The 20,503-nt window shown below is 32.4% G+C and carries 17 protein-coding genes, 2 pseudogenes and 1 riboswitch; of the genes and pseudogenes, 4 read left to right on the top strand and 15 right to left on the bottom strand.

Annotated elements, in window-relative coordinates:
- The first annotated feature begins 41 nt into the window (after positions 1 to 41).
- From P8V03_RS02920 to P8V03_RS02930, 3 genes and pseudogenes are all read left to right on the top strand, one after another.
- Positions 42 to 1,976, top strand: coding sequence for a cell wall-binding repeat-containing protein (locus P8V03_RS02920; RefSeq protein ID WP_318796725.1), 1,935 nt, complete (start codon positions 42 to 44; stop codon positions 1,974 to 1,976).
- 210 nt (positions 1,977 to 2,186) lie between these two features.
- Positions 2,187 to 2,468 (top strand): annotated as a pseudogene (gene tnpA / locus P8V03_RS02925) (IS200/IS605 family transposase); the annotation flags it as partial.
- A 1-nt stretch (position 2,469) separates the two neighbouring features.
- Positions 2,470 to 2,847, top strand: a pseudogene (locus P8V03_RS02930) (transposase); the annotation flags it as partial.
- A 550-nt stretch (positions 2,848 to 3,397) separates the two neighbouring features.
- On the opposite strand, the gene glmS reads toward P8V03_RS02930, so the two are convergent.
- The 12 genes from glmS to cdaA all read right to left on the bottom strand — a co-directional run bounded on the left by glmS (position 3,398) and on the right by cdaA (position 16,877).
- The gene (gene glmS / locus P8V03_RS02935; RefSeq protein WP_261671142.1) at positions 3,398 to 5,227 is read right to left on the bottom strand and encodes a glutamine--fructose-6-phosphate transaminase (isomerizing); all 1,830 of its coding nucleotides are present in this window, start codon (positions 5,225 to 5,227) and stop codon (positions 3,398 to 3,400) included.
- A 413-nt stretch (positions 5,228 to 5,640) separates the two neighbouring features.
- Positions 5,641 to 6,993 (bottom strand): phosphoglucosamine mutase, encoded by a 1,353-nt coding sequence (gene glmM, locus P8V03_RS02940; RefSeq protein ID WP_318796726.1) that lies wholly within the window; start codon positions 6,991 to 6,993, stop codon positions 5,641 to 5,643.
- Positions 6,994 to 7,242: 249 nt separating this feature from the next.
- Complete coding sequence (locus P8V03_RS02945) at positions 7,243 to 7,773, bottom strand: 2-oxoacid:ferredoxin oxidoreductase subunit gamma family protein (protein ID WP_261671144.1); 531 nt, start codon at positions 7,771 to 7,773, stop codon at positions 7,243 to 7,245.
- Positions 7,774 to 8,523 (bottom strand): thiamine pyrophosphate-dependent enzyme, encoded by a 750-nt coding sequence (locus tag P8V03_RS02950; RefSeq protein ID WP_318796727.1) that lies wholly within the window; start codon positions 8,521 to 8,523, stop codon positions 7,774 to 7,776.
- Positions 8,523 to 9,593: a 3-methyl-2-oxobutanoate dehydrogenase subunit VorB gene (locus tag P8V03_RS02955; RefSeq protein WP_318796728.1), complete on the bottom strand. Its 1,071-nt coding sequence runs from the start codon at positions 9,591 to 9,593 to the stop codon at positions 8,523 to 8,525. The genes P8V03_RS02950 and P8V03_RS02955 overlap by 1 nt, the downstream gene beginning before the upstream one ends.
- Before the next feature lie 15 nt (positions 9,594 to 9,608).
- Positions 9,609 to 9,818 carry a 4Fe-4S dicluster domain-containing protein gene (locus tag P8V03_RS02960; protein WP_261671147.1) on the bottom strand — a complete coding sequence of 70 codons (210 nt, stop codon included), beginning with the start codon at positions 9,816 to 9,818 and terminating at the stop codon, positions 9,609 to 9,611.
- 159 nt (positions 9,819 to 9,977) lie between these two features.
- Complete coding sequence (locus tag P8V03_RS02965) at positions 9,978 to 10,640, bottom strand: nucleotide-binding protein (RefSeq protein WP_318796729.1); 663 nt, start codon at positions 10,638 to 10,640, stop codon at positions 9,978 to 9,980.
- Positions 10,641 to 11,072: 432 nt separating this feature from the next.
- The gene (buk, locus tag P8V03_RS02970) at positions 11,073 to 12,143 is read right to left on the bottom strand and encodes a butyrate kinase (RefSeq protein ID WP_318796730.1); all 1,071 of its coding nucleotides are present in this window, start codon (positions 12,141 to 12,143) and stop codon (positions 11,073 to 11,075) included.
- Positions 12,144 to 12,209: 66 nt separating this feature from the next.
- On the bottom strand, positions 12,210 to 13,127 hold the full coding sequence (ptb, locus tag P8V03_RS02975) for a phosphate butyryltransferase (protein WP_318796731.1): 918 nt from the start codon (positions 13,125 to 13,127) through the stop codon (positions 12,210 to 12,212).
- Positions 13,128 to 13,244: 117 nt separating this feature from the next.
- Positions 13,245 to 14,840, bottom strand: a complete 1,596-nt coding sequence (locus P8V03_RS02980; protein WP_318796732.1) for an NAD(P)/FAD-dependent oxidoreductase — start codon at positions 14,838 to 14,840, stop codon at positions 13,245 to 13,247.
- Complete coding sequence (locus P8V03_RS02985; RefSeq protein ID WP_318796733.1) at positions 14,821 to 16,059, bottom strand: CdaR family protein; 1,239 nt, start codon at positions 16,057 to 16,059, stop codon at positions 14,821 to 14,823. The genes P8V03_RS02980 and P8V03_RS02985 overlap by 20 nt, the downstream gene beginning before the upstream one ends.
- Positions 16,029 to 16,877, bottom strand: a complete 849-nt coding sequence (gene cdaA, locus P8V03_RS02990; RefSeq protein WP_318796734.1) for a diadenylate cyclase CdaA — start codon at positions 16,875 to 16,877, stop codon at positions 16,029 to 16,031. Before cdaA ends, P8V03_RS02985 begins: the two co-directional genes overlap by 31 nt.
- 133 nt (positions 16,878 to 17,010) lie before the next feature.
- Positions 17,011 to 17,139: riboswitch (cyclic di-AMP (ydaO/yuaA leader) on the top strand.
- Positions 17,140 to 17,150: 11 nt separating this feature from the next.
- Here cdaA and P8V03_RS02995 point away from each other — a divergent pair.
- On the top strand, positions 17,151 to 17,669 hold the full coding sequence (locus tag P8V03_RS02995; protein ID WP_261671247.1) for a cell wall hydrolase: 519 nt from the start codon (positions 17,151 to 17,153) through the stop codon (positions 17,667 to 17,669).
- Positions 17,670 to 17,751: 82 nt separating this feature from the next.
- Here the strand turns inward: P8V03_RS02995 and P8V03_RS03000 are convergent, their stop codons facing one another.
- The 3 genes from P8V03_RS03000 to P8V03_RS03010 all read right to left on the bottom strand — a co-directional run bounded on the left by P8V03_RS03000 (position 17,752) and on the right by P8V03_RS03010 (position 20,498).
- Positions 17,752 to 18,615: an NAD(P)/FAD-dependent oxidoreductase gene (locus tag P8V03_RS03000; protein WP_318796735.1), complete on the bottom strand. Its 864-nt coding sequence runs from the start codon at positions 18,613 to 18,615 to the stop codon at positions 17,752 to 17,754.
- Positions 18,616 to 18,730: 115 nt separating this feature from the next.
- A complete protein-coding gene (gene trxA, locus P8V03_RS03005) occupies positions 18,731 to 19,048 on the bottom strand; it encodes a thioredoxin (protein ID WP_318796736.1) in 318 nt (105 codons plus the stop codon).
- A gap of 160 nt (positions 19,049 to 19,208) precedes the next feature.
- The gene (locus P8V03_RS03010) at positions 19,209 to 20,498 is read right to left on the bottom strand and encodes a tetratricopeptide repeat protein (protein ID WP_318796737.1); all 1,290 of its coding nucleotides are present in this window, start codon (positions 20,496 to 20,498) and stop codon (positions 19,209 to 19,211) included.
- Between the last annotated feature and the right edge of the window lie 5 nt (positions 20,499 to 20,503).

Genomic DNA, 20,503 nt, shown 5'->3' on the forward strand with positions numbered 1-20,503 from the left:
TTTATACCAAACGTAAATATTGTTTAGCAGAGGTGATTGGATTGAAAAAATTAGTATTATTTATTGTTATTACAATATTAGAAATTGGTAATTTTTGTTTTGTACATGCTGAGAATAGTTATAATGTGATTAGAATAAGTGGAGCCGATAGGTATGAAACCTCATTGAATGTAGCTAATAATTTTTTTGACATTGGTTCCAAAAATATAATTATAGCAAATGGAGAAAACTTTGCTGATGCTTTAGCAGGAACTATACTTTCAAAAAAATTAGATGCTCCTATTTTACTAGTTAATAAAAATTTTTTAGAAGATAAAAATTTTTTAAATTATACAGCAGTTTATTCAGGGGTAAGTGGAGGAGAAGCAATTTCTCCTAATGTATATATATTAGGAGGAACCGGTTCAATAAGTAACGATTACGAAAGAATAAGTGCAAGTAACCTAAAGACTATAAGATTAAGCGGAACAGATAGATTTAGTACAAACAGTGCGATTGTAAATTCTGTTAGTGTAGAAAAGGGTACTCCTGTTATTATAGTTAACGGTTACCAATTTTTTGATAATTTAAGTGTTTCAAGTATATCAGGTATAAAAGGTTATCCAATGATTATGAGCACTGGAGATAAACTTAATGATGCTGCAGCAGAAGTAATAAGAAATATTGAACCATCTCAGGTATTTATAATAGGAGGACATGGTTCAATAAGTGATGTTGTAGTTAATGATATAAAAAACTGTGTAAAGAATTTAGACGACAGCAACATAACAAGAATAAGTGGAGCAGATAGATATGAAACATCATTAAATATATGTAAATACTTTAACATAAATAGTGCTACAGCAGTGATTGTAAGTGGTGAAGACTTTTCGGATGCTCTAAATGGAAGTGCATTAGCCGCAAAGCTTAATGCTCCTATTATACTCACAGATGGAAAAGATATTTCTACTCAAAAAAGATACTTAGATACTACCAGCTATAAAAAAATATTTCTAGTTGGAGGAAAAAATTCAATAACTGAGGACGTAGAAAATAAATTAAGTGGATTAGCTAGTAACACTGTAGTCACTTTTTCTGATGAAAATCTAGAAGCTGCAATAAGAAAAAGTATAAATAAAGCAAATGGGGATCTCTATATTAATGATGTTAAAAACATTACGAGTCTATCCACTGATGGGTATTCAATAAACGATCTAAGCGGAATTGAAAAGTTAACTAACTTAAGAGTATTAGGGATAGTGGGTAATAATATTACAAATATAGAACCATTAAAAAACTTAAATAATCTAGAGAGTCTTTACCTATCAAATGAAGCTGAACTAGCAGATATAAGTGCACTAGGACATCTAGGTAAGTTGAGCAATCTTACCCTTCTTATACCTAATTTAAAGGATATAAGTGTGTTAAAAATCCTAAGTAATTTAAAATCTTTATCTATCTGTGATAGTAATTTAACAGATATAAGTGAATTAAAAGATTGCAAAAATTTAATTTTCCTTTCATTAATGGATAATGAAATAAATAATATAAATGCATTATCAGAACTTAATAAACTAAAAACACTTCAGTTATATAATAATCAAATAACTAGTATTAGTGCTCTTAAAAGTTTAACAAATTTGAATTGTATTAATTTAGCAGACAATCAAATAACAAATATAAGTGATCTTAAAGATTTAACAAACTTAACCAAACTTTATTTAGGCGAGAATAAAATAACAAATATAGATGATCTCAAAAACTTAATTAATTTAAGTAAACTTGATTTAAGTTTTAATCAAATAACTGATATAAGAACTCTCGAAAATTTAACAAATTTGAATGAGCTCCATTTAAATAAAAATAAAATAAAAAATATATCTCCATTGAAACAATTAATAAATTTACATCTATTGTTTATAGAAAATAATAAAACGAGTGATTCTGACATTAAGCAATTAGAAAAAGCATTACCAAACTGTCGTATATGTAAATAAGTTAATACAGTTTTAAATAAGAACTCCACAAAAAAGTGGTAGTTATCATGATAACTGCCACTTTAATTGTGTAACGAATATCCCTGGTTATACTAGGGGTTGAAAAGAACTTATAGCTATGAGTAGCAAAAAGAAACCTCCTTTGTTAATCTCAAATTAGGTTCGCCAACCAGAATGAAAACAAAGAAGGTCATTCAAATAGATACATAAAGTTTATCACATAGCAAACGGAATTATAAATACCATATAGTTTTCGCCCCCAAGTGCAGGAGACAGATTATATATGGAAAGATGAAAACAGATATAAGAAAAATACTTAGAAAACTATGTGAGCATAAGGGAGTAGAAATAATAGAAGTAACCGCATGTCCTAATCATATACACATGTTGGTTAGCATTCCACCCAAAATAGGTGTTGCACAATTTATGGGATATTTAAAAGGTAAAAGTTCGCTTATGATATTTGATAGGAATGCAAGTTTAAAATATAAGTAGGAATAGTACAAAATATATCCCCTATAAGCATAGAAAAGAGTTTTGTAGAGATCTTAAAGAAGTCTATACTGCATCAACAGAACAATTTGCTTTAACAGCCCTAGATAACATGAGGGATAAATGGGGAGATTTATATTCGATATCAATAAATTCATGGCAAAATAATTAGGCGGAGCTCTCTACTCTCTTTAAGTACCTTGGGGAAATACGAGAGATGATTTATACAACAAATGCTATGGAAAGTTTTAACCGACAACTAAGAAAATTAACAAAATCTAAAAGCATCTTTCCTTCTGATGATTTACTTTTAAAGATGTTGTATTTAGCTAAACAAGATATAGCTAAGAAATGGACTCAAAATTTAAGAGGATCGTGACAAATACTAGCGCAGCTATCTATTCACTTTGAAAATAGATTTGATGAAAGTATGATATAGCTTGTACAATATCTACTGGCTAGTGGGGAGGTATCTCACTTTTTCAAAATAAAGCTTATACACTTAAAGTTTAGTAAAAATAAAAGAGGAAAAACTTAAAAGATTTATCCTCTCTAACATAAAAAACATATCCATATTCAAAAATCTTTAATAGAGTTTACATGAATTTATTGACAGACTTCTAGGATTTGTCATGACCTTCGGTTTGTATTTTTTATTTATTTTATTCTTTATACGCTGCTACACACTTCGCTTTTGTAGGTGCTGGGTACATCTCATGGCAGCAAAAGGCCTCGTGCAAGTATTCAAGGATTTTTCCTTCATTACTCTCACGAGGCTCAACCAAACTTTATTATTTTTAACTATACTTTTTTATTCTTAATCAAACTTTATTATACTTAGACAGTTGTAAAATTCTATGACACTTGTTACTTATAATTAGTGACAATATTAATTGTAACTGACAATAACTGTCGTCTACTAAAATAAATTATTCAACAGTAACTGACTTCGCAAGATTTCTTGGCTTATCTACGTCACAACCCTTTTGTATAGCCATATAATAAGCTAATAATTGTAACGGTACTACTGAAAGTACTGGTAAAAGTACCTCTTGAACTTCTGGTATATATATTGCTGATTCCACAGCCTTTTCTACATCAGTATTGCCCTCTACAGCTAGACCTAATACCTTAGCTCCTCTTGTTGTTACTTCCTTAATGTTGCTTACCATTTTTTCATATAGGCTCTTCTGCGTAGCTAATGCAACCACTATAGTTCCTGGCTCAATTAATGCTATAGTACCGTGCTTTAGTTCTCCTCCAGCGTATGCTTCAGAGTGAATATAGGATATTTCCTTAAGCTTTAATGAACCTTCCATTGCTACGGCATAATCAAGTCCTCTACCTAGGAAGAACATATCCTTATGCATATAAGTGTTTGCAGCAAACTTCTGAAGAACTTCCTTATGATTTAATGTTTCCTCTACTTTTTCTGGTAAAGTAAGCATATCATTTTTAATGCTTTCTATTTCCTCTGTTGTAAGTGTATTTCTATTTTGAGCAAAGAATAAACCTATCATATACATAGTAATAAGCTGAGTAGTATACGCTTTAGTAGATGCAACTGCTATTTCTGGTCCTGCCCAAGTGTATAAAACATCATCAGCTTCCCTTGAAACTGAGCTTCCAACTACGTTAGTAACAGCTATAACTCTTGCTCCTTGTGCTCTTGCTTCTCTTAAAGCAGCTAAAGTATCAGCAGTTTCACCTGATTGACTTACTACAATCATTAAAGTTCTATCATTTATTATTGGATTTCTATATCTAAACTCTGATGCTATATCAACCTCTACTGGTATTCTAGCTAATCTCTCAATTACATATTTTCCAACAATACCTGCATGATATGCTGTTCCGCATGCAACAATATATACTTTATCAATATTTTCTATCTGTTCTTTTGTGATTTTAATATCATCTAAAGTTACTGGTTTGCCAGGCATAATTCTTGAAGTCATAGTGTCCTTTATTACCTTTGGCTGCTCGTGGATTTCCTTTATCATAAAGTGCTCGAATCCACCTTTTTCAGCTGCATCAGCATTCCATGTTACATGGTGAAGTTCTTTATTTATTTTTTCACCCTCTGCTGAGTAAATTTCTACACCTGTCTCTGTTAACACTACAAATTCTTTATCATTTAAATAATAAACGTCTCTTGTTTGGTTTAAAATAGCAGGAACATCAGAAGCAATAAAATTCTCCTCTGCCCCAACTCCTACGATAAGAGGGCTGTCTTTTCTAACAGCTACAATCTTATCTGGTTCATAAGTTGATACAACCCCTAATGCATAGCTTCCTTCCATTTTTGAAACAGCTTTCATAACAGCATCTAAAAGATTGCCATCATAAAAATAGTCTACAAGATTTGGTATAACCTCTGTATCTGTTTCTGAGTAAAATTTATATCCCTTTGATATAAGCCATTCTCTTAAATGCATATAGTTTTCTATGATTCCGTTGTGAACAACACTTATTGTCTCTTTTTCATTTGTATGAGGATGGGAATTTCTATCTGATGGTTCTCCATGAGTAGCCCATCTTGTATGGCCTATTCCTATTAAGCCTTGTACAGGTTCCTGCTCTAGCTTGCCCTCTAAGTTAGCAAGTCTACCCTTACACTTACTTACATTCATATTTCCAGCTTCGTCTATTATAGCTACTCCCGCTGAATCATATCCTCTGTATTCAAGCTTGCTTAACCCCTCTACTAAGATTGGTGCTGCTTGTCTTTTTCCAACATAACCAACTATTCCACACATTATTAAATTACCTGCCTTTCAACTTTTAAGTTTTAGGCTTTTAGACACCTCATTAATTTTGTAACAAAAATTACTTTTTGCTTTTATTAATGTTTCTCGGTAGTGTCATACCGCAGGGCATCCGCCGAACACTCGATACTCCCTGTCCTCGTCAACTCAAGTGAGACTCTAAATCTATGACTTAGCTAGTGGAACCTACACACTGTGCAAGTGACGCTTCAAGTCTATCCTTCACTTAAGTTCTGGCGCTTATACTTCCAATTTTAAAAGCCTCATTATATTATATAGTATATATAAAAATTTGGTCAACATAAATATTAATGTTTTCAAAAATTTAACCAAATACCATCCCCTAATAACTTAATATAAAATATACCCCTAGAGGAACATATTTCTCTAGAGGTATACTTTATTTAAATATTTGCCTTTTTTTCTATAAGCTCTGCTAACCCATGAGCCATTTCATCTAACTCACTTTGTACTTCTCCTTCTAGCATAACTCTAACTAACGGCTCTGTACCAGAAGGTCTTATAAGCACTCTTCCACAGCCATTTAATCTTTCTTCAATTTTTCTTATTTTAGCTGATATTTCTTCATCTTCATTGTGTATATTCTTCTTATCATTAGGCACCTTAGCATTAACTAATATTTGTGGAAGTTCCTTCATCATAGATGCTAAATCAGATAAAGTTTTGCCGCTCTTTTTAACTATAGCTGATAATTGAAGCCCTGTTATTAAGCCATCTCCTGTAGTATTATAGTCAAGCATTATTACGTGACCTGATTGCTCTCCACCTAACTTATACCCTTCCTTAACCATTTCTTCAAGGACATATCTATCTCCAACCTTTGTCTTTACAGTGCCTATATTTTCTTTATTTAAAGCTATATCTAGTCCTAAGTTACTCATTACAGTTACAACTACAACATCCTTATCTAGTTTACCTTGCTCTTTAAGATACTTTCCGATAATAGCCATTAAAAAGTCACCATTTATTAGGTTTCCCTTTTCATCTACAGCTAAGCATCTGTCAGCATCTCCATCAAAGGCTAATCCTAAATCACAGCCTTTTTCTACTACATATTCCATTAATCTTTCTGGATGGGTGGAACCGCAGTTTTTATTTATGTTTATTCCATCTGGCTCATTATTTATAACATATACTTCTGCTCCCAGTTCCTTAAATGCCTTTACTGCAGTTATATAGGCTGCTCCGTTTGCACAATCTAGTGCAACCTTTAGTCCTTTTAGATTAGTATCAATAGTCCCTTTAGCAAACTCTACATAATCTCCAACAGCTTCCCCTTCTTCTTCTATCTTTCTACCTATTTGGTCCCCTGTTGGAAGAGGAACTCCTTCGAAATTACTCTCTATTACACTTTGTATTGTATCTTCCAGTTCGTCAGATAACTTATAACCCTGATTATTAAAAAACTTTATTCCATTATACTCTACTGGGTTGTGAGATGCTGATATAACAACACCAGCGTCAGCTTCATATTTTCTAGTTAAATAAGATACTGCAGGAGTTGGCACAATACCAACACAGATAGCTTCTGCACCAACTGATAATATCCCTGAGACTAATGCAGCTTCAAGCATATCTCCAGATATTCTCGTATCCATTCCTACAAGTATTTTAGGCTTGTGGGTTCCTTCTGTTAAAACATGTGCTCCTGCTCTTCCTAATCTATAAGCCAATTCCGCTGTTAACTCTTTATTTGCTATACCTCTAACTCCATCAGTACCAAACATTCTATGCATAAAAAATACCTCTCTTTTTCTTCTAAAATAAATAGGCTAATGTTATTATATGTACATTAATCAAAAATAGTTAGTTAGTACAATTTTCTTAGCTTGTACCAACTCCTCTACAACATTATATTATAACTTACATATAGTTACAATATAATCTAAATACCTTCATAATCTATTTAAGTTTTTATGACTAAAATAGGTGAAAATAAAAAAGGATGCCTCATTTAATCTCTGAGACATCCTCTAAATTCAATACTATTTTACGTATTCTAAACCTTTTTCAATAGCCTTCTTATTTGATTCAAAGAACTTTTCTTTTCCGTGAGCCTTTAATGAATCTAATAATGCTTCTATTGTAACTATTTCTGTCTTCTTAACTAATGCTCCTAGTAAAACCATGTTTGCTATTGTTTTACTTCCGATCTCTTGAGCTATAGTTTGAGCAGGAATTGCTATAACAGTTACATCTGTTCTTTCTGGCATTCTATCAACCAAATCTGAATCTATTACGATAACTCCACCAGGTGCTACCATATCCTCAAATTTGTCTAAAGAAGGTCTGTTCATTACAACTATACTGTCAGCCTTTGTAACTATAGGTGAACCTATAGCTTCATCAGTTAATATTACTGAACAGTTTGCTGTACCTCCTCTCATTTCAGGACCATAAGATGGTAACCATGAAACGTTTAAATTAGCATCCATTCCTGCATAAGCAAGGAACTTACCCATTGATAATATACCTTGTCCACCGAAACCAGCAAAAACTATTTGTTGTGATGCCATTTATTTCACCTCCTCAGTTTTATCCTTCTTAATTCCAAGAGGATAGTATGGAATCATGTTGTCTTTTAACCATTGCATTGATTCTTTAGGTGATAATCCCCAGTTAGTTGGGCATATTGATAATACTTCTATCATTGAGAAGCCTTTTCCGTCTAACTGATTTTGGAAAGCTTTCTTTATAGCTTTTTTAGCTTTCATTATATTAGGAACTGTATCAACAGATACTCTCTCTACATAGCAAGCGCCATCTAAAGTTGAAATCATCTCAGAAACTCTTATTGGATGACCTTCTCTGCTTGTGTCTCTTCCATATGGTGATGTTTCGGTCTTTTGACCTGGTAATGTAGTTGGAGCCATTTGTCCACCAGTCATACCATAAATACAGTTATTTACGAATATAGAAGTTATGTTTTCTCCTCTTGCAGCTGCGTGAACTATTTCAGCAGTACCGATAGCAGCAAGGTCTCCATCTCCCTGATATGTGAATACAACTTTATCAGAGTTTGTTCTCTTTATTCCTGTACCAACTGCTGGTGCTCTTCCGTGTGCAGCTTCAAACATATCGCATGCAAAATACTTGTATGCTAAAACTGAACATCCAACTGGAGCTACTCCTATAGTTTTATCTAAAATACCAAGCTCATCAATAACCTCTGCAACTAGCTTGTGAATTACTCCGTGAGTACATCCTGGGCAATAATGCGTAGGAACATCTAATAATGCTTTTGGATTTTCATATACTATTGTCATTATTTTGTACCTCCTACTATAGTTCTAACTTTATCTAAAATATCTGTTGGTTCTGGAATCATACCACCAGATCTTCCGTAGAAGTCAACTGGCTTTCTTCCGTTTGCAACTAATCTTACATCTTCAACCATTTGTCCACAGCTCATCTCTACTGCTAAGTAGCCATGCTTAGTGTTGTCCATAGTTTTTTCAAATGCTTCAACTGGGAAAGGCCATAAAGTTATAGGTCTTACTAGTCCTAATTTTATTCCTTCTTTCTCAGCCATTTTGATTACGTTCTTACATATTCTTGATGTAGTTCCGTATGCAACTAATATTAAGTCACAGTCTGAATTACAGTTGAATATTTCATATTTAGCTTCATTTTTCTTTATAGCAGCATACTTCTCTTGAAGGTGAATGTTATGCTCTTCTAAAGCTTCTGGCTCTAGGTATAATGAGTTTATAACATTATGTTCTTTTCTTCCATTTAAGCCATTAGCTGCCCAAACTTTTTCTGGAAGCTCTCTAGCTGCTTTTTCTTTGAATTCAACTGGCTCCATCATTTGGCCAAGCATTCCATCTCCCATTACCATACAAGGAGTTCTGTACATATCAGCAACATCAAAAGCATCTTGTATTAAGTCAACCATTTCTTGGATTGAAGCTGGAGCAAATACAGGCATATTAAAGTCTCCGTGCGCTCCTCCTTTTGTAGCTTGGAAATAATCTGACTGAGCTGGTTGAATACTTCCAAGACCAGGGCCTCCTCTAACTATGTTTATAATAACACATGGTAACTCTGCTCCTGCTATATATGATATACCTTCTGCTTTTAAGCTTATTCCAGGTGAACTTGATGAAGTCATAACTCTAAGTCCAGTTCCAGCTGCTCCATAAACCATGTTTATAGCAGAAACTTCACTTTCAGCTTGAATAAATGTTCTTCCTATCTTAGGCATCTTCTTTGCCATGTAAGCTGCAACTTCTGTTTGTGGGGTAATAGGATAACCAAAGAATGCTTTACAATTAGCTCTAATTGCTGCTTCTCCAATGGCTTCGTTACCCTTCATTAATACTTTCTCTCCCATTAAAGATCCCTCCTTTTATTTTTGAACTGTAATTACACAATCTGGACATATTTTTGCACATGATGCACATGATATACATTGATCCATCTTATCTTCTGTAACAGTTGCTGGATGATATCCTTTAACATTAAGCTTTTCTGAAAAGCTTATTATCTTCTTTGGACAGACTTCTAAACAGTGTCCGCAACCTTTACATCTTTCTTCTCTGAAAGTAACCTTTTGCATTAAAATTCCCTCCCTATGCTTGATAATTTGAAAGATATTTCTGCAATTATCTTAAAGTCTTTTGATTCTAGACTATAAAATGACCTGAGTTTTTCAACTCCATTTATATAAATTTTATTGCTAGCATGTTTAAAATCAATTTATAATACCTTGTTACAATTATCTCCAAGGTGGTTTCATATAGATATCTATCGGTAATAATTCACCTTGTACTTTTCCTCTAACTTCATCCTCAAAGTCTTTTCTACATGCTGTATAGCTATGTGGTATATTAAGTTTTTCTGCTAACGCAGCTACTTCTTTGTCTCCTCTTAATATATCCTCAACTGTAGTTTCATAAGACATATTAGTATTTGATATTAAATGTGTAACCTTTAGTCTTGAAACCCACTCTATAGTTCTTAAATACTCTTCTGTATCTTTTTCATTAGAAGTTAGTGGCCTATTGTTATTTACTACAAAGTACATATCATAAGGCTCTTCTCTAAGGTATCTATTATATTGTCCTAGTACTACGGCTCCCTGGTCGTCTCCACCTATATCCATAACTACTTCATAACTCTTATCATTGAATACTGCTAATACTTCTGCAGGCACTACTGCTAATTCTGCATTAGACAGATTTGGGTCTGATGATATTACTCTTACACCATTCTCTTCAAGATGTTTTCTTACATCTCTTGAGCAGAAGTAAGGATTAACTATATCAATATCAACGATTGCTACTTTTTTACCTTCTTTTGCAAGTTTTAATGCATAATTTATAGATATTTCAGTCTTACCACTTCCAAAATGTCCTGTGAAAATTCTAATTCTACTCATAATATCACCTCTTTATATAAAAGGACAACAAACTTTAGATCAAAGCATCAGTAAACGTATTCACAGCAGTTATAGACAACCCTCATGAAATAAAGTTACTTTGACTTCAAAGTCTATTTTCTCATATTGTGCTAATTAACAAGTCTCAATTCATTTATTAAACTATATATGAATTTTTTATGTTAAAACCTTTTCTTTATGACTTGTTCTTCATCACAAAAACATTATATCATAAAGTAATAAACTTTACTAATTCATTTTTTGCCAAATTTCTTTTTAAAATTCACTATATTGGCTGAATACCTGTAATTTTTCTGCTTCTTTTATATATTTAACTAAAAAAATAAGATAAACCTAATAAATTCACTTAACTTTAGAGATATAAGATAGCATATACCTCTAAAGTTAAGTATATAATCTATTTATTTATACTTATTTGTATTCTCCTGCCTTTTCTTCTCCTTTTAACACTCTAAGTGCTCCTTCAGCTAAAGCTAAAAGTTCATCTTCTCCTGGATAAATTACAACAGGTGCTATAAATGAAGTCATTTCTTTTAATGCTTCTGTAACAGCCTTACTATATGCAATACCTCCAGTTAAAACTATAGCATCTACCTTTCCACTTAACACTGCAGCACACTTACCTATTTCTTTAGCTATTTGGAATATAAAAGCATCAAAAATTAATTTGTACTTCTCATCTCCGCTTAAAGCTTTGTCTTCAACTACTCTAAAGTCGTTTGTATCAAGGTAAGCTACAGTACCACCTTTACCATTAATTTTTTTCTTTATTTCATCAATTGTATATTTGCCACTATAGCAAATCTTAACTAAATCTCCTACTGGTAATCCCCCTGATCTTTCAGGTGAGAATGGTCCTTCTCCATCTAATGCATTGTTTACATCTACAACTTTTCCATTTTTATGAGCTCCAACAGATACTCCTCCACCCATATGTGTAACTATTAGGTTTAAACCATCATATGCCTTTCCACTTTCTTTAGCATATCTCTTAGCTACAGCCTTTTGGTTTAACGCATGGAATATACTCTTTCTCTCTATTTCAGGTATACCAGATATTCTTGCAACATCATCTAATTCATCAACAACAACAGGATCTACAATGAAAGCAGGAATATTTAAAGAAGTTGCTATTTCATTAGCTATTATACCTCCTAAATTTGATGCGTGTTGTCCTTGAACTCCAACTTTTAAATCTTCAAGCATAGCATCATTAACAGCATAAGTACCACTTACTATTGGCTTTAATAATCCGCCTCTTCCTACTACTGCACTTAATGTATTTATATCAAAATTTTTCTCTTGTAAAACCTTTAATATAACATCTTTTCTAAACTGGAATTGATCAAAAATAGTAGCATATTTTCCTATTTCTTCTGAAGAGTGTCTTAATGTCTCCTCTAGAATTTGTTTCTCATCTTCGTATACACCAATTTTTGTTGAAGTTGATCCTGGATTTATTATTAATAATTTATATGACATTACTTCTTCCTCCTTAGGTTTTAATATATTATTAAAATCTCTTTATACAATAAACTCAATAATCTATTATTTATTCTTGCTTAATTGGTTAGCAACTAACGCAGCTAAAGCTATGGCATTCATTTTTGTTTCATGACTGTCACTTCTTGAAGTAAGTACAACAGGAGCTGATGTTCCAACTAATAAAGCACCACTCTTGCAAGCAGTTGTATAAGTTAGTGTTTTATACATTATGTTTCCTGATTCAATATTTGGCATTAATAATATATCAGCTTTACCTGCCACTGGTCCTGTAACTCCTTTATGTGCTGCAGCCTCTTCTGATAAAGCATTATCTAATGCTAGTGGTCCATCAATAATACATCCTTTTATCTGTCCTCTATCATTCATTTTTGAAAGAATTGAAGCGTCCATTGTAGCTGGCATATTAGGATTTACAACTTCTACAGCGCATACTGGAGCTACTCTTGGCTTTTCAAGTCCAAGTGAATGTGCAACTGTTACTGAGTTTTTAACTATATCTATTTTATCTTTAAGTTCAGGATACATATTAAAAGCAGCATCTGTTATTAATATTAACCTATCGTAACCTGGTATTTCAAAAACACCTACGTGGGACATAAGCATACCTGTTCTTAATCCTATTTCTTTATTTAAAACAGCTCTTAGGAAATTTGCAGTATCTATAAGTCCTTTCATTAACATATCTGCCTTGCCTGTTGAAACTAATTCAACAGCTTTCATTGCTGCTTTTCTCATGTCTGTTTCTTCAACTATTTCAAACTTGCTTAAATCCATTCCTATTTCTGCTGCCACTTGCTCAATTTTTGTCTTGTCTCCAACTAGTATAGCATCTGCTATTCCTTGTTCTTTTGCATCCATTACTGCTTCAAGAACTGGTTTATCTTGAGCTACTGCTACTGCTATCTTCTTTGTTTTTAAACTTTTTACTTTTTCTAAAACCTCTTGAAAATTTTTAATCATTTATTAACACCTCTTCTTTATATAAATAATGCTTGTCTATCTAAATGTTCTCATGAAATCGATTTATCTAATATATATTTTAACAGATTTATTTCAAAAAAGTTCTTTTCAGAAAATTTAATATAATGGTTTGTAATCTTGCATTATATTCTCTGCAACTTTTAATCCATCTACTGCTGCAGATACTATTCCACCGGCAAATCCAGCACCTTCTCCAGCAGGATACAATCCTTCAATAGAAATGCTCTTTAATTTTTCATTCCTTAGTATTCTAACTGGAGCTGAAGTTCTTGTTTCAATTCCTGTAACTATTGCATCATTATTTGCAAATCCCCTGATTTTTCTATCAAAATTTACAAAACCTTCCTTTAACGATTCAGTTACATAGGATGGAAGACAATCTTTTAATTCTTTAAACTCATACCCTGGCTTATAGCTAGGCTTTATATTACCTAACTTAGTGGATACTCTATCTTGTAGAAAATCTCCTACTAACTGAACAGGTGCTTTATACTCTCCTCCTCCTACTAAGTAAGCTAGTCTTTCATAATGTCTTTGAAACTCCATACCTTTAAGTGGGCTAGTTCCCTCAAAATCCTTATCTCCAACAGTAACTACAATAGCAGAGTTAGCATTTTCCTTGTCTCTTTTATAGTGACTCATGCCGTTAGTTACTAACATTTTCTCCTCTGAAGCTGCAGCTACTACCTCTCCGCCTGGACACATACAAAAACTATAAACTCCTCTTTTTTCTTTGGTGTTATAGGTCAATCTATAGTCTGCAGCTTTAAGTCTTGGATGCTCCGCGTATTTTCCATACTGACTCTCGTTTATCATTGCTTGGGAGTGTTCTACCCTTACCCCTATAGAAAAAGCTTTTGCCTCCATAAAAACTCCGCTTTTATATAGCATTTCATAAGTATCTCTGGAACTGTGGCCTATTGCTAATATCAAGTTGTCACAAGGAATCTCCTCTCCATTTACTATAATTGCTGAAATTGCCTTATCCTTAACTATTAAGCTTTCTAACTTACTATTAAACCTTATCTCTCCACCAAGTTCAATAATCTTATTTCTTATATTTTTTACAACTATCTTTAAAATATCCGTTCCTACATGCGGTTTTCCACTATATAAAATTTCCTTTGGTGCTCCAGCGTTAACAAGCTCCCTTAATACAAAATCACATCTTATATCTTTTATTCTAGTAGTTAGTTTTCCATCTGAAAAAGTACCTGCACCACCTTCTCCAAATTGCACATTAGATTCTAAATTTAATTCTCCTGTACTCCAAAACTTCTCTATTGATTTTGTCCTATCCTCAACTCTTTCCCCTCTTTCTATTATCAGAGGTCTATATCCCTTTTGAGCCATGAAAAGACCTGCAAACATTCCTGCAGGCCCCATTCCAATAATAACAGGTCTATGATTCATCTTTTTTGTTCCAAGCTTTAGTTCTTCATTATACTCTTCTTCTATACTTACATCCTTATCATTGGCTCTAGCTACAAGCTTATCTTCATTTTCACAAAACATTTCAACAGTATAGTTAAATTTTATACTATCTTTTTTTCTGGCATCTATGGATTCCTTAAGTATCTTAAAATCCTTTATCTCATTTATCGATATTCTTGCCTTTTTAGCTGCTCTTTTTTTTAATCCTTCTATGTCTTCATCTATGCTCATTGTTATGTTACTTACTCTGACTGACATTTTTATCCTCCAATACATTTGATTTTATTATTACCTTAACCTCTGTGGGGTTTTGTGAAACTCTAGTTATTCCTTCTGGAAGAGTTACAGTAACAGGTAATTTGTACTCTCCTTCAGTTAGGTTACTGCAATCTACAAAACAGCCTATAGACTCAGGCTTTAAGGTATTTAAAATATTTTCTTCTCCTGAAATTGTTATAGTTGCCTTATTAGCACCTAAACTTACATTATAGTTATTCCCAACATTCTTCGTTTGTATATCTAAGTTAAACTCTTTTTGTGCAATTTTATTGTACTGAACCTTAAGTTTAATTGAGCCATTACTATTTACAAGTATCACATCCTTAGGAATTTTTATTTTAGCTTCTATAGTATCTTTACCATTTAATTTATTTAAATCAACGTCTTCTATGTCTAAACTAGTTATACCTGATAGCACTTTCTCATCTCCAGCTATATCGACTTTATCCGGCATCGCTGCTATAGATTTTATTCCTTGAATATTTTGTAAGTTAGGCTGTGTCTTAATATTAACTGGAACACTTTTTATCTTTTTTACAGGAACTATAACCTGAACTGAACTTGGCTCTATCTGTACATTTTTAATCGCTCCAGATTCTCCTTCTGCTTCTAGTGATACTAGTGCATTTACATCTTTTGCTACATCTTTTACATTGCACCTAGCCACTACACTAGTTATAGAACTTAACTCTTTGGATGCTCCGCTGATTTCAGCCTCCTTTATACTTAAAGTAGGCTGAAGAGCATAAAATCCATCTTTAACTTTTCCCTCTAACAATACTTTTATTTGAACTATCTTTTCCTTTAAATCATCCAAATCGATACTAATCCATAAATTTTCGCCATTAAGTATTCTTATATTTTCAGGACTCTTCTTAACCTGAACTGGAACTTTATTTTCTCCTTTTTTCAATACATAGGACCTTAGATCTGACTCTAACCTAAAATCTTCGGCCTTAACGGAATACAGTTCTGACGCATTTCCTTTTATACTTAAAGATATATTTAGGTCATTTTCTCCCACAGCTACTAACTTTGATTCTGCCAATACATCCCTATTAGTTATTTTCACAGGAACTAGAATTTTTCGTTCCCTAATAGGATTTTCAACATTGAATATATATAACCATAAAACAAAAGATGCTATAACACAACATACTTTGATAATTACTTGCTGCTGTTTATTTTTTTCTTCCATGCTCTCACCTGCTCCCTAAAGGTCAACTTTGTACTCTGCCTTTTTCTAATTATTCTTATAAGAATATCTTTAAGCTTTTCCTTCGTATAGTTTCTTGTAAGAACACCATTTACTGCAAGGGAAATAGTTCCAGTTTCTTCAGATACAACTATAATTAATGCATCTGAGTTCTCTGAAATACCAATAGCCGCTCTGTGTCTAGTACCAAGTTTTTTGCTGATTCCTTGATTGCTAGTTAAGGGTAAAAAACAACCTGCAGATACAATTCTATCATTTCTTATGATAGTAGCCCCATCATGCAATGGTGTGTTAACCACAAAAATATTCTCTAGCAATGCAGATGAAACCTCAGCATCTAGCATTGTGCCTGTATTTACTATATCCCCCAAGCCTGTAAGTTGTTCAATAATTATTAGGGAGCCTGTTTTCTCATTAGATAAATTTTCTACAGCATTGACAATTTCAGTTACTACTCTTTCCATAGTTTCTTCATCTTCTAATAGATGTTTATCATTAAAAGCAGTTCTTCCTAAATGCTCAAGTGCTCTACGAATTTCTGGCTGAAATATAATAATAAAAGAAAGCACTCCGATTGTTATTGTTTTGGTTAAGATCCAATTAAGCATAGTTAAGTTAAAAAAACTACTTACTGGAATAAGGAAAATTATAAGTATAATTCCTTTCAAAAGTTGTTCTGCTCTTGTTTCCTTTATGAGAACATATCCCTTATAAAAAATATATGAAACCACTAATATATCCATTATCGATGATATGCTAATATTTTTAATAGAACTAACTACTATATCTAAAATCTCCACCCACTTCACCATCCTAATAAATAATCCTATTATCAATTATACACTATTTACTAATCTTTATATCAATTCCTATTCTATTTTTATAAAATATTAAAAATTATTATACTATGTATTTTTTTAAAATTCATGGGTATAATACCATTAGCCTAAGTTTTTTTATAAAACGCGGGGAAACCAAATTTTTGGGGTGAATCGTATTTTACGTAGGTTATGCCTTTACCGAACCCGTCAGCTAACCCCGTTGGTAATAAGGAGAGGATTTATTTGAAAAGAATGACCTATTGTATAACGTTCTTGTTCTTGTTGCTAGCTTTATATTGTACTAAGGCTAGTGCCTATGACTCTAACAATATTGACACAACTTTATTTAATCAAGAAGATGAAGTGGTTCAAGTTTTCAGCTATTTGGATAAAAAAATATACATTACCCAAAATGATATTCACTTGATGGCTAAAGTAGTATACGCTGAAAGCAATTGTGAGCCCTTTGAAGGCAAGGTGGCAGTAGCCTCTGTAATTCTAAACCGACTAAAATATCCAGAGTTTCCAAAAACCGTAGAGGACGTAGTTAAACAGAAGGGTGCCTTTTCCTGTGTAAGAAACGGAAAAATCGAGGTAACTCCTGATGAAAGTAGTTATAAGGCAGTGTTTCAAGCATTAAAAGGTGAAGACCCAACAGAAAGGGCAGTTTTCTTCTATAATCCTAAAATAGCAACCTCTAAATGGATGAAGAATATTAACAAAAAAAATGTAAAAACTATTGGAAATCATGTTTTCTTTGTGGTCAATTAGACATATAAGCCTTTAGCTAATATTAGCTAAGCACATATAAAAAACCATACGATGGTGACCTCTGTATGGTTTTTTCATTTATTTATTTTAACGAGTCTAAGTAGGAAACAGCATTTAGCGCAGCAACTTGACCTTGACCTGCAGCTCTCATATACTGATAAGGTTTCCCTGTACAATCTCCTGCAGCAAAACACCCACTAAGATTTGTTTGCATATTCAAATCTACTTTAATATGATCATTCTCTACTAATAATCCTGGTACAAGTTGATTTGGCGCTACGCTATCCTTTAGTACAAAAACTCCGTCTGTGATTATTTCTCTTTCTTTTAAGACAACCTTTGTAACTCTATCTTTTCCTTGTATTTCTATCGGTCTGTCACTAACTACTTCAATGTTTCCCCTTTTTAAATCGTATGTACCTCTATACATAGGTACGTAATAGACCTTTTCAGCTAATTCACTTACATAGTTAGTTTCTTCTTCAGCTTCTTTATTATATCCTATTATAGTCACTATTTTTCCCTTATAAAGAGGGGCATCACAGGTAGCACAATAGCCAACTCCCTTACCTAAAAACTCCTCTTCTCCCCTTAGTGGTTTCGTATATTCTATTCCTGTAGCTAAAATTACAGTTCTTGCTTCATACATTTTTTCATTAACTGCTAACCCGTAATAGTCTCCCATAGCATATATTGCATTTATTCTTTCATAAGTTATTTTTATTCCCATAGCATCAATATGTTTCTTAAACTGTTTTTTCATTTCCGCACCTGTTATTCCGTAAAATCCCAAATAATTATCTACCTTTGGTGCTTTTATTACCTTGTTGCTTAGCTCTTTGCTTCCAAATACAATTATTCTCTTATTTCTTATCTTTCCGTTTATGGCAGCTGATAAACCTGCTGGTCCACTACCAACTACTGCTATATCATATCTATTATCCACTGTGTTCACTCCCTATAATATAAATACTTATTAATATTTTACTTTCGATTTGTTTATTTAATACATATATAAAATGACAAATTAACCCAAGATTAATTTGTCATTTCAAATTCAATTAAATATGATTTTCTATTACTCCTTTTATAGCATCCTTCGGTCTAAATCCTACTAGTGTATCAGCTATAGATCCATTTTTAAATACCATAATTGTAGGTATACTAGCGATCTTATACTTTGAGGATGTTTCAGGATTTTCATCTACATTTAACTTAAAGAACTTAGCCTTTTCTCCTAACTCTCCAGCAATTTCATCAATTACAGGTCCGAGCATCTTACAAGGACCACACCATGGTGCCCAAAAATCTACAACTACAGGCACATTTGAACTTTCAATTATCTCTGAAAAATTTATATCTTTTATTTCTCCTATCATTTCCATACCTCCAATATACCCTCAAGGGGTATCTTTTATATGATAATTTTATAATACTTTTTTTATACAGTCAATAGTTTATAATATTTGAGTCTATAAAATATTTTAAAGTTACTATTTATTTTTTCTATTGATACGCTTATTTATGTGTTCAATTCTATTAATAAATTAAACTGTTTATTACAGAATTATTATAGATTGACTGTGGATAATTCTGTAATAACTTTTCTGCATAAACTTTTGCTGTAGCTGCATCTTTATCTTTGTATATAAGAGCTAAAGTATATAATACAGTTTCCTCATATTCTCCACCAGAAAATGCTTTATCATATTCAGAGTAGTATTTTATAGTATTTTCAGCATCTCCAGACAAATGAAAAGTAGTGCCAAGCATATAAACTATATGAGGGTATAAATAGTGCTGTCCACCTAGTTCATAACATCTTGTAAAATATACCTTTGCATTGACATAATCCTCGCTATTCATGTAGCTATATGCTTTGTCATAAAAGTATTCTACACCTTCTGTTTTTAATAATTCATTAGCACTAGATAAAAGTGTTTTTTCTGTGTCGCTAATATTCTTGTCTCTCCATTTTATGTTTTCATCATATACAGCATCAAAGTTCTTACTTTCAATATCACCTTTAATCTTGTCGTAAGGGAAAACCTCATTTTGTACATTACTTTTCTTATCTTCCTTGATTTCTGGCTTAGCAGCGCCTGACTTTTTTTCCTTTACAATTTCTTTATTAGTAGTGCCAGTTTCTTTTTTATGGGACTCACTAGAACTATTTACTTTAAAATTTAATAAAGTTCTAAGCCCAGATTTATAGCCGTCTTTACTAAAATTAATAAATACTATTGTTCCCAAAAGTAACACAACTAGACATATTACACCTATCAATATCAATGCCAGTTTTTTTGGTACATATTCTTTGTTTAACACACCATAACTCTTTAGTTTTTTTCTCGTATCTTTAGCTATTACATTAGTCCTATCTAAGGTTAAAACTTTCTCAACATGTTCTAATGCTTTGTTATATAGCCCTTTTTTCATATAGCATAATGCTAGGTGGTTGTTAACATTAATAAGGTTATAATCGCTCTCTAAACATTTCTTTAAAAGAACTAATGCTTCTTGAATTTTCAACTCCCTTATAAGTTCTAATGCAACCCCATAAAATTTCAGTCTTTCTTTATCCTTTTTTGTATCCTCTAAATATTTTTCAGATATTCCATCTTTATTAATCTGTTTATTCATTTTCCAAAGCTTTTGTGCCTCTTCTAAATCCCCTTTTAGATAGCACAATAGACCTTTTAGATTTATAGCTGCTGCATTTTTAATATCTATGGATATACTTTCTTCACATAACTCTATAGCCTTATCTATATAACCGTTATTATATTTTTCTAGCGCCTTAATGTATATTTTTCTAGATTTATTCATACATT

Source organism: Clostridium tanneri (assembly GCF_033659955.1).
Classification (GTDB): domain Bacteria; phylum Bacillota; class Clostridia; order Clostridiales; family Clostridiaceae; genus Clostridium_AM; species Clostridium_AM tanneri.

Excerpts from the sequence above, each read along its gene's own strand:
- P8V03_RS02980 (WP_318796732.1), bottom strand. The coding sequence starts at position 14,840 with ATGTCAGTCAGAGTAAGTAACATAACAATGAGCATAGATGAAGACATA.
- ptb (WP_318796731.1), bottom strand. The coding sequence starts at position 13,127 with ATGATTAAAAATTTTCAAGAGGTTTTAGAAAAAGTAAAAAGTTTAAAA.
- glmM (WP_318796726.1), bottom strand. The coding sequence starts at position 6,993 with ATGCATAGAATGTTTGGTACTGATGGAGTTAGAGGTATAGCAAATAAA.
- P8V03_RS02965 (WP_318796729.1), bottom strand. The coding sequence starts at position 10,640 with ATGAGTAGAATTAGAATTTTCACAGGACATTTTGGAAGTGGTAAGACT.
- P8V03_RS02945 (WP_261671144.1), bottom strand. The coding sequence starts at position 7,773 with ATGGCATCACAACAAATAGTTTTTGCTGGTTTCGGTGGACAAGGTATA.
- P8V03_RS02960 (WP_261671147.1), bottom strand. The coding sequence starts at position 9,818 with ATGCAAAAGGTTACTTTCAGAGAAGAAAGATGTAAAGGTTGCGGACAC.
- P8V03_RS02995 (WP_261671247.1), top strand. The coding sequence starts at position 17,151 with ATGACCTATTGTATAACGTTCTTGTTCTTGTTGCTAGCTTTATATTGT.
- P8V03_RS02955 (WP_318796728.1), bottom strand. The coding sequence starts at position 9,593 with ATGGGAGAGAAAGTATTAATGAAGGGTAACGAAGCCATTGGAGAAGCA.
- buk (WP_318796730.1), bottom strand. The coding sequence starts at position 12,143 with ATGTCATATAAATTATTAATAATAAATCCAGGATCAACTTCAACAAAA.
- P8V03_RS02985 (WP_318796733.1), bottom strand. The coding sequence starts at position 16,059 with ATGGAAGAAAAAAATAAACAGCAGCAAGTAATTATCAAAGTATGTTGT.
- P8V03_RS02950 (WP_318796727.1), bottom strand. The coding sequence starts at position 8,523 with ATGACAATAGTATATGAAAATCCAAAAGCATTATTAGATGTTCCTACG.
- glmS (WP_261671142.1), bottom strand. The coding sequence starts at position 5,227 with ATGTGTGGAATAGTTGGTTATGTTGGAAAAAGACAAGCAGCACCAATC.
- trxA (WP_318796736.1), bottom strand. The coding sequence starts at position 19,048 with ATGATAGGAGAAATAAAAGATATAAATTTTTCAGAGATAATTGAAAGT.
- P8V03_RS03010 (WP_318796737.1), bottom strand. The coding sequence starts at position 20,498 with ATGAATAAATCTAGAAAAATATACATTAAGGCGCTAGAAAAATATAAT.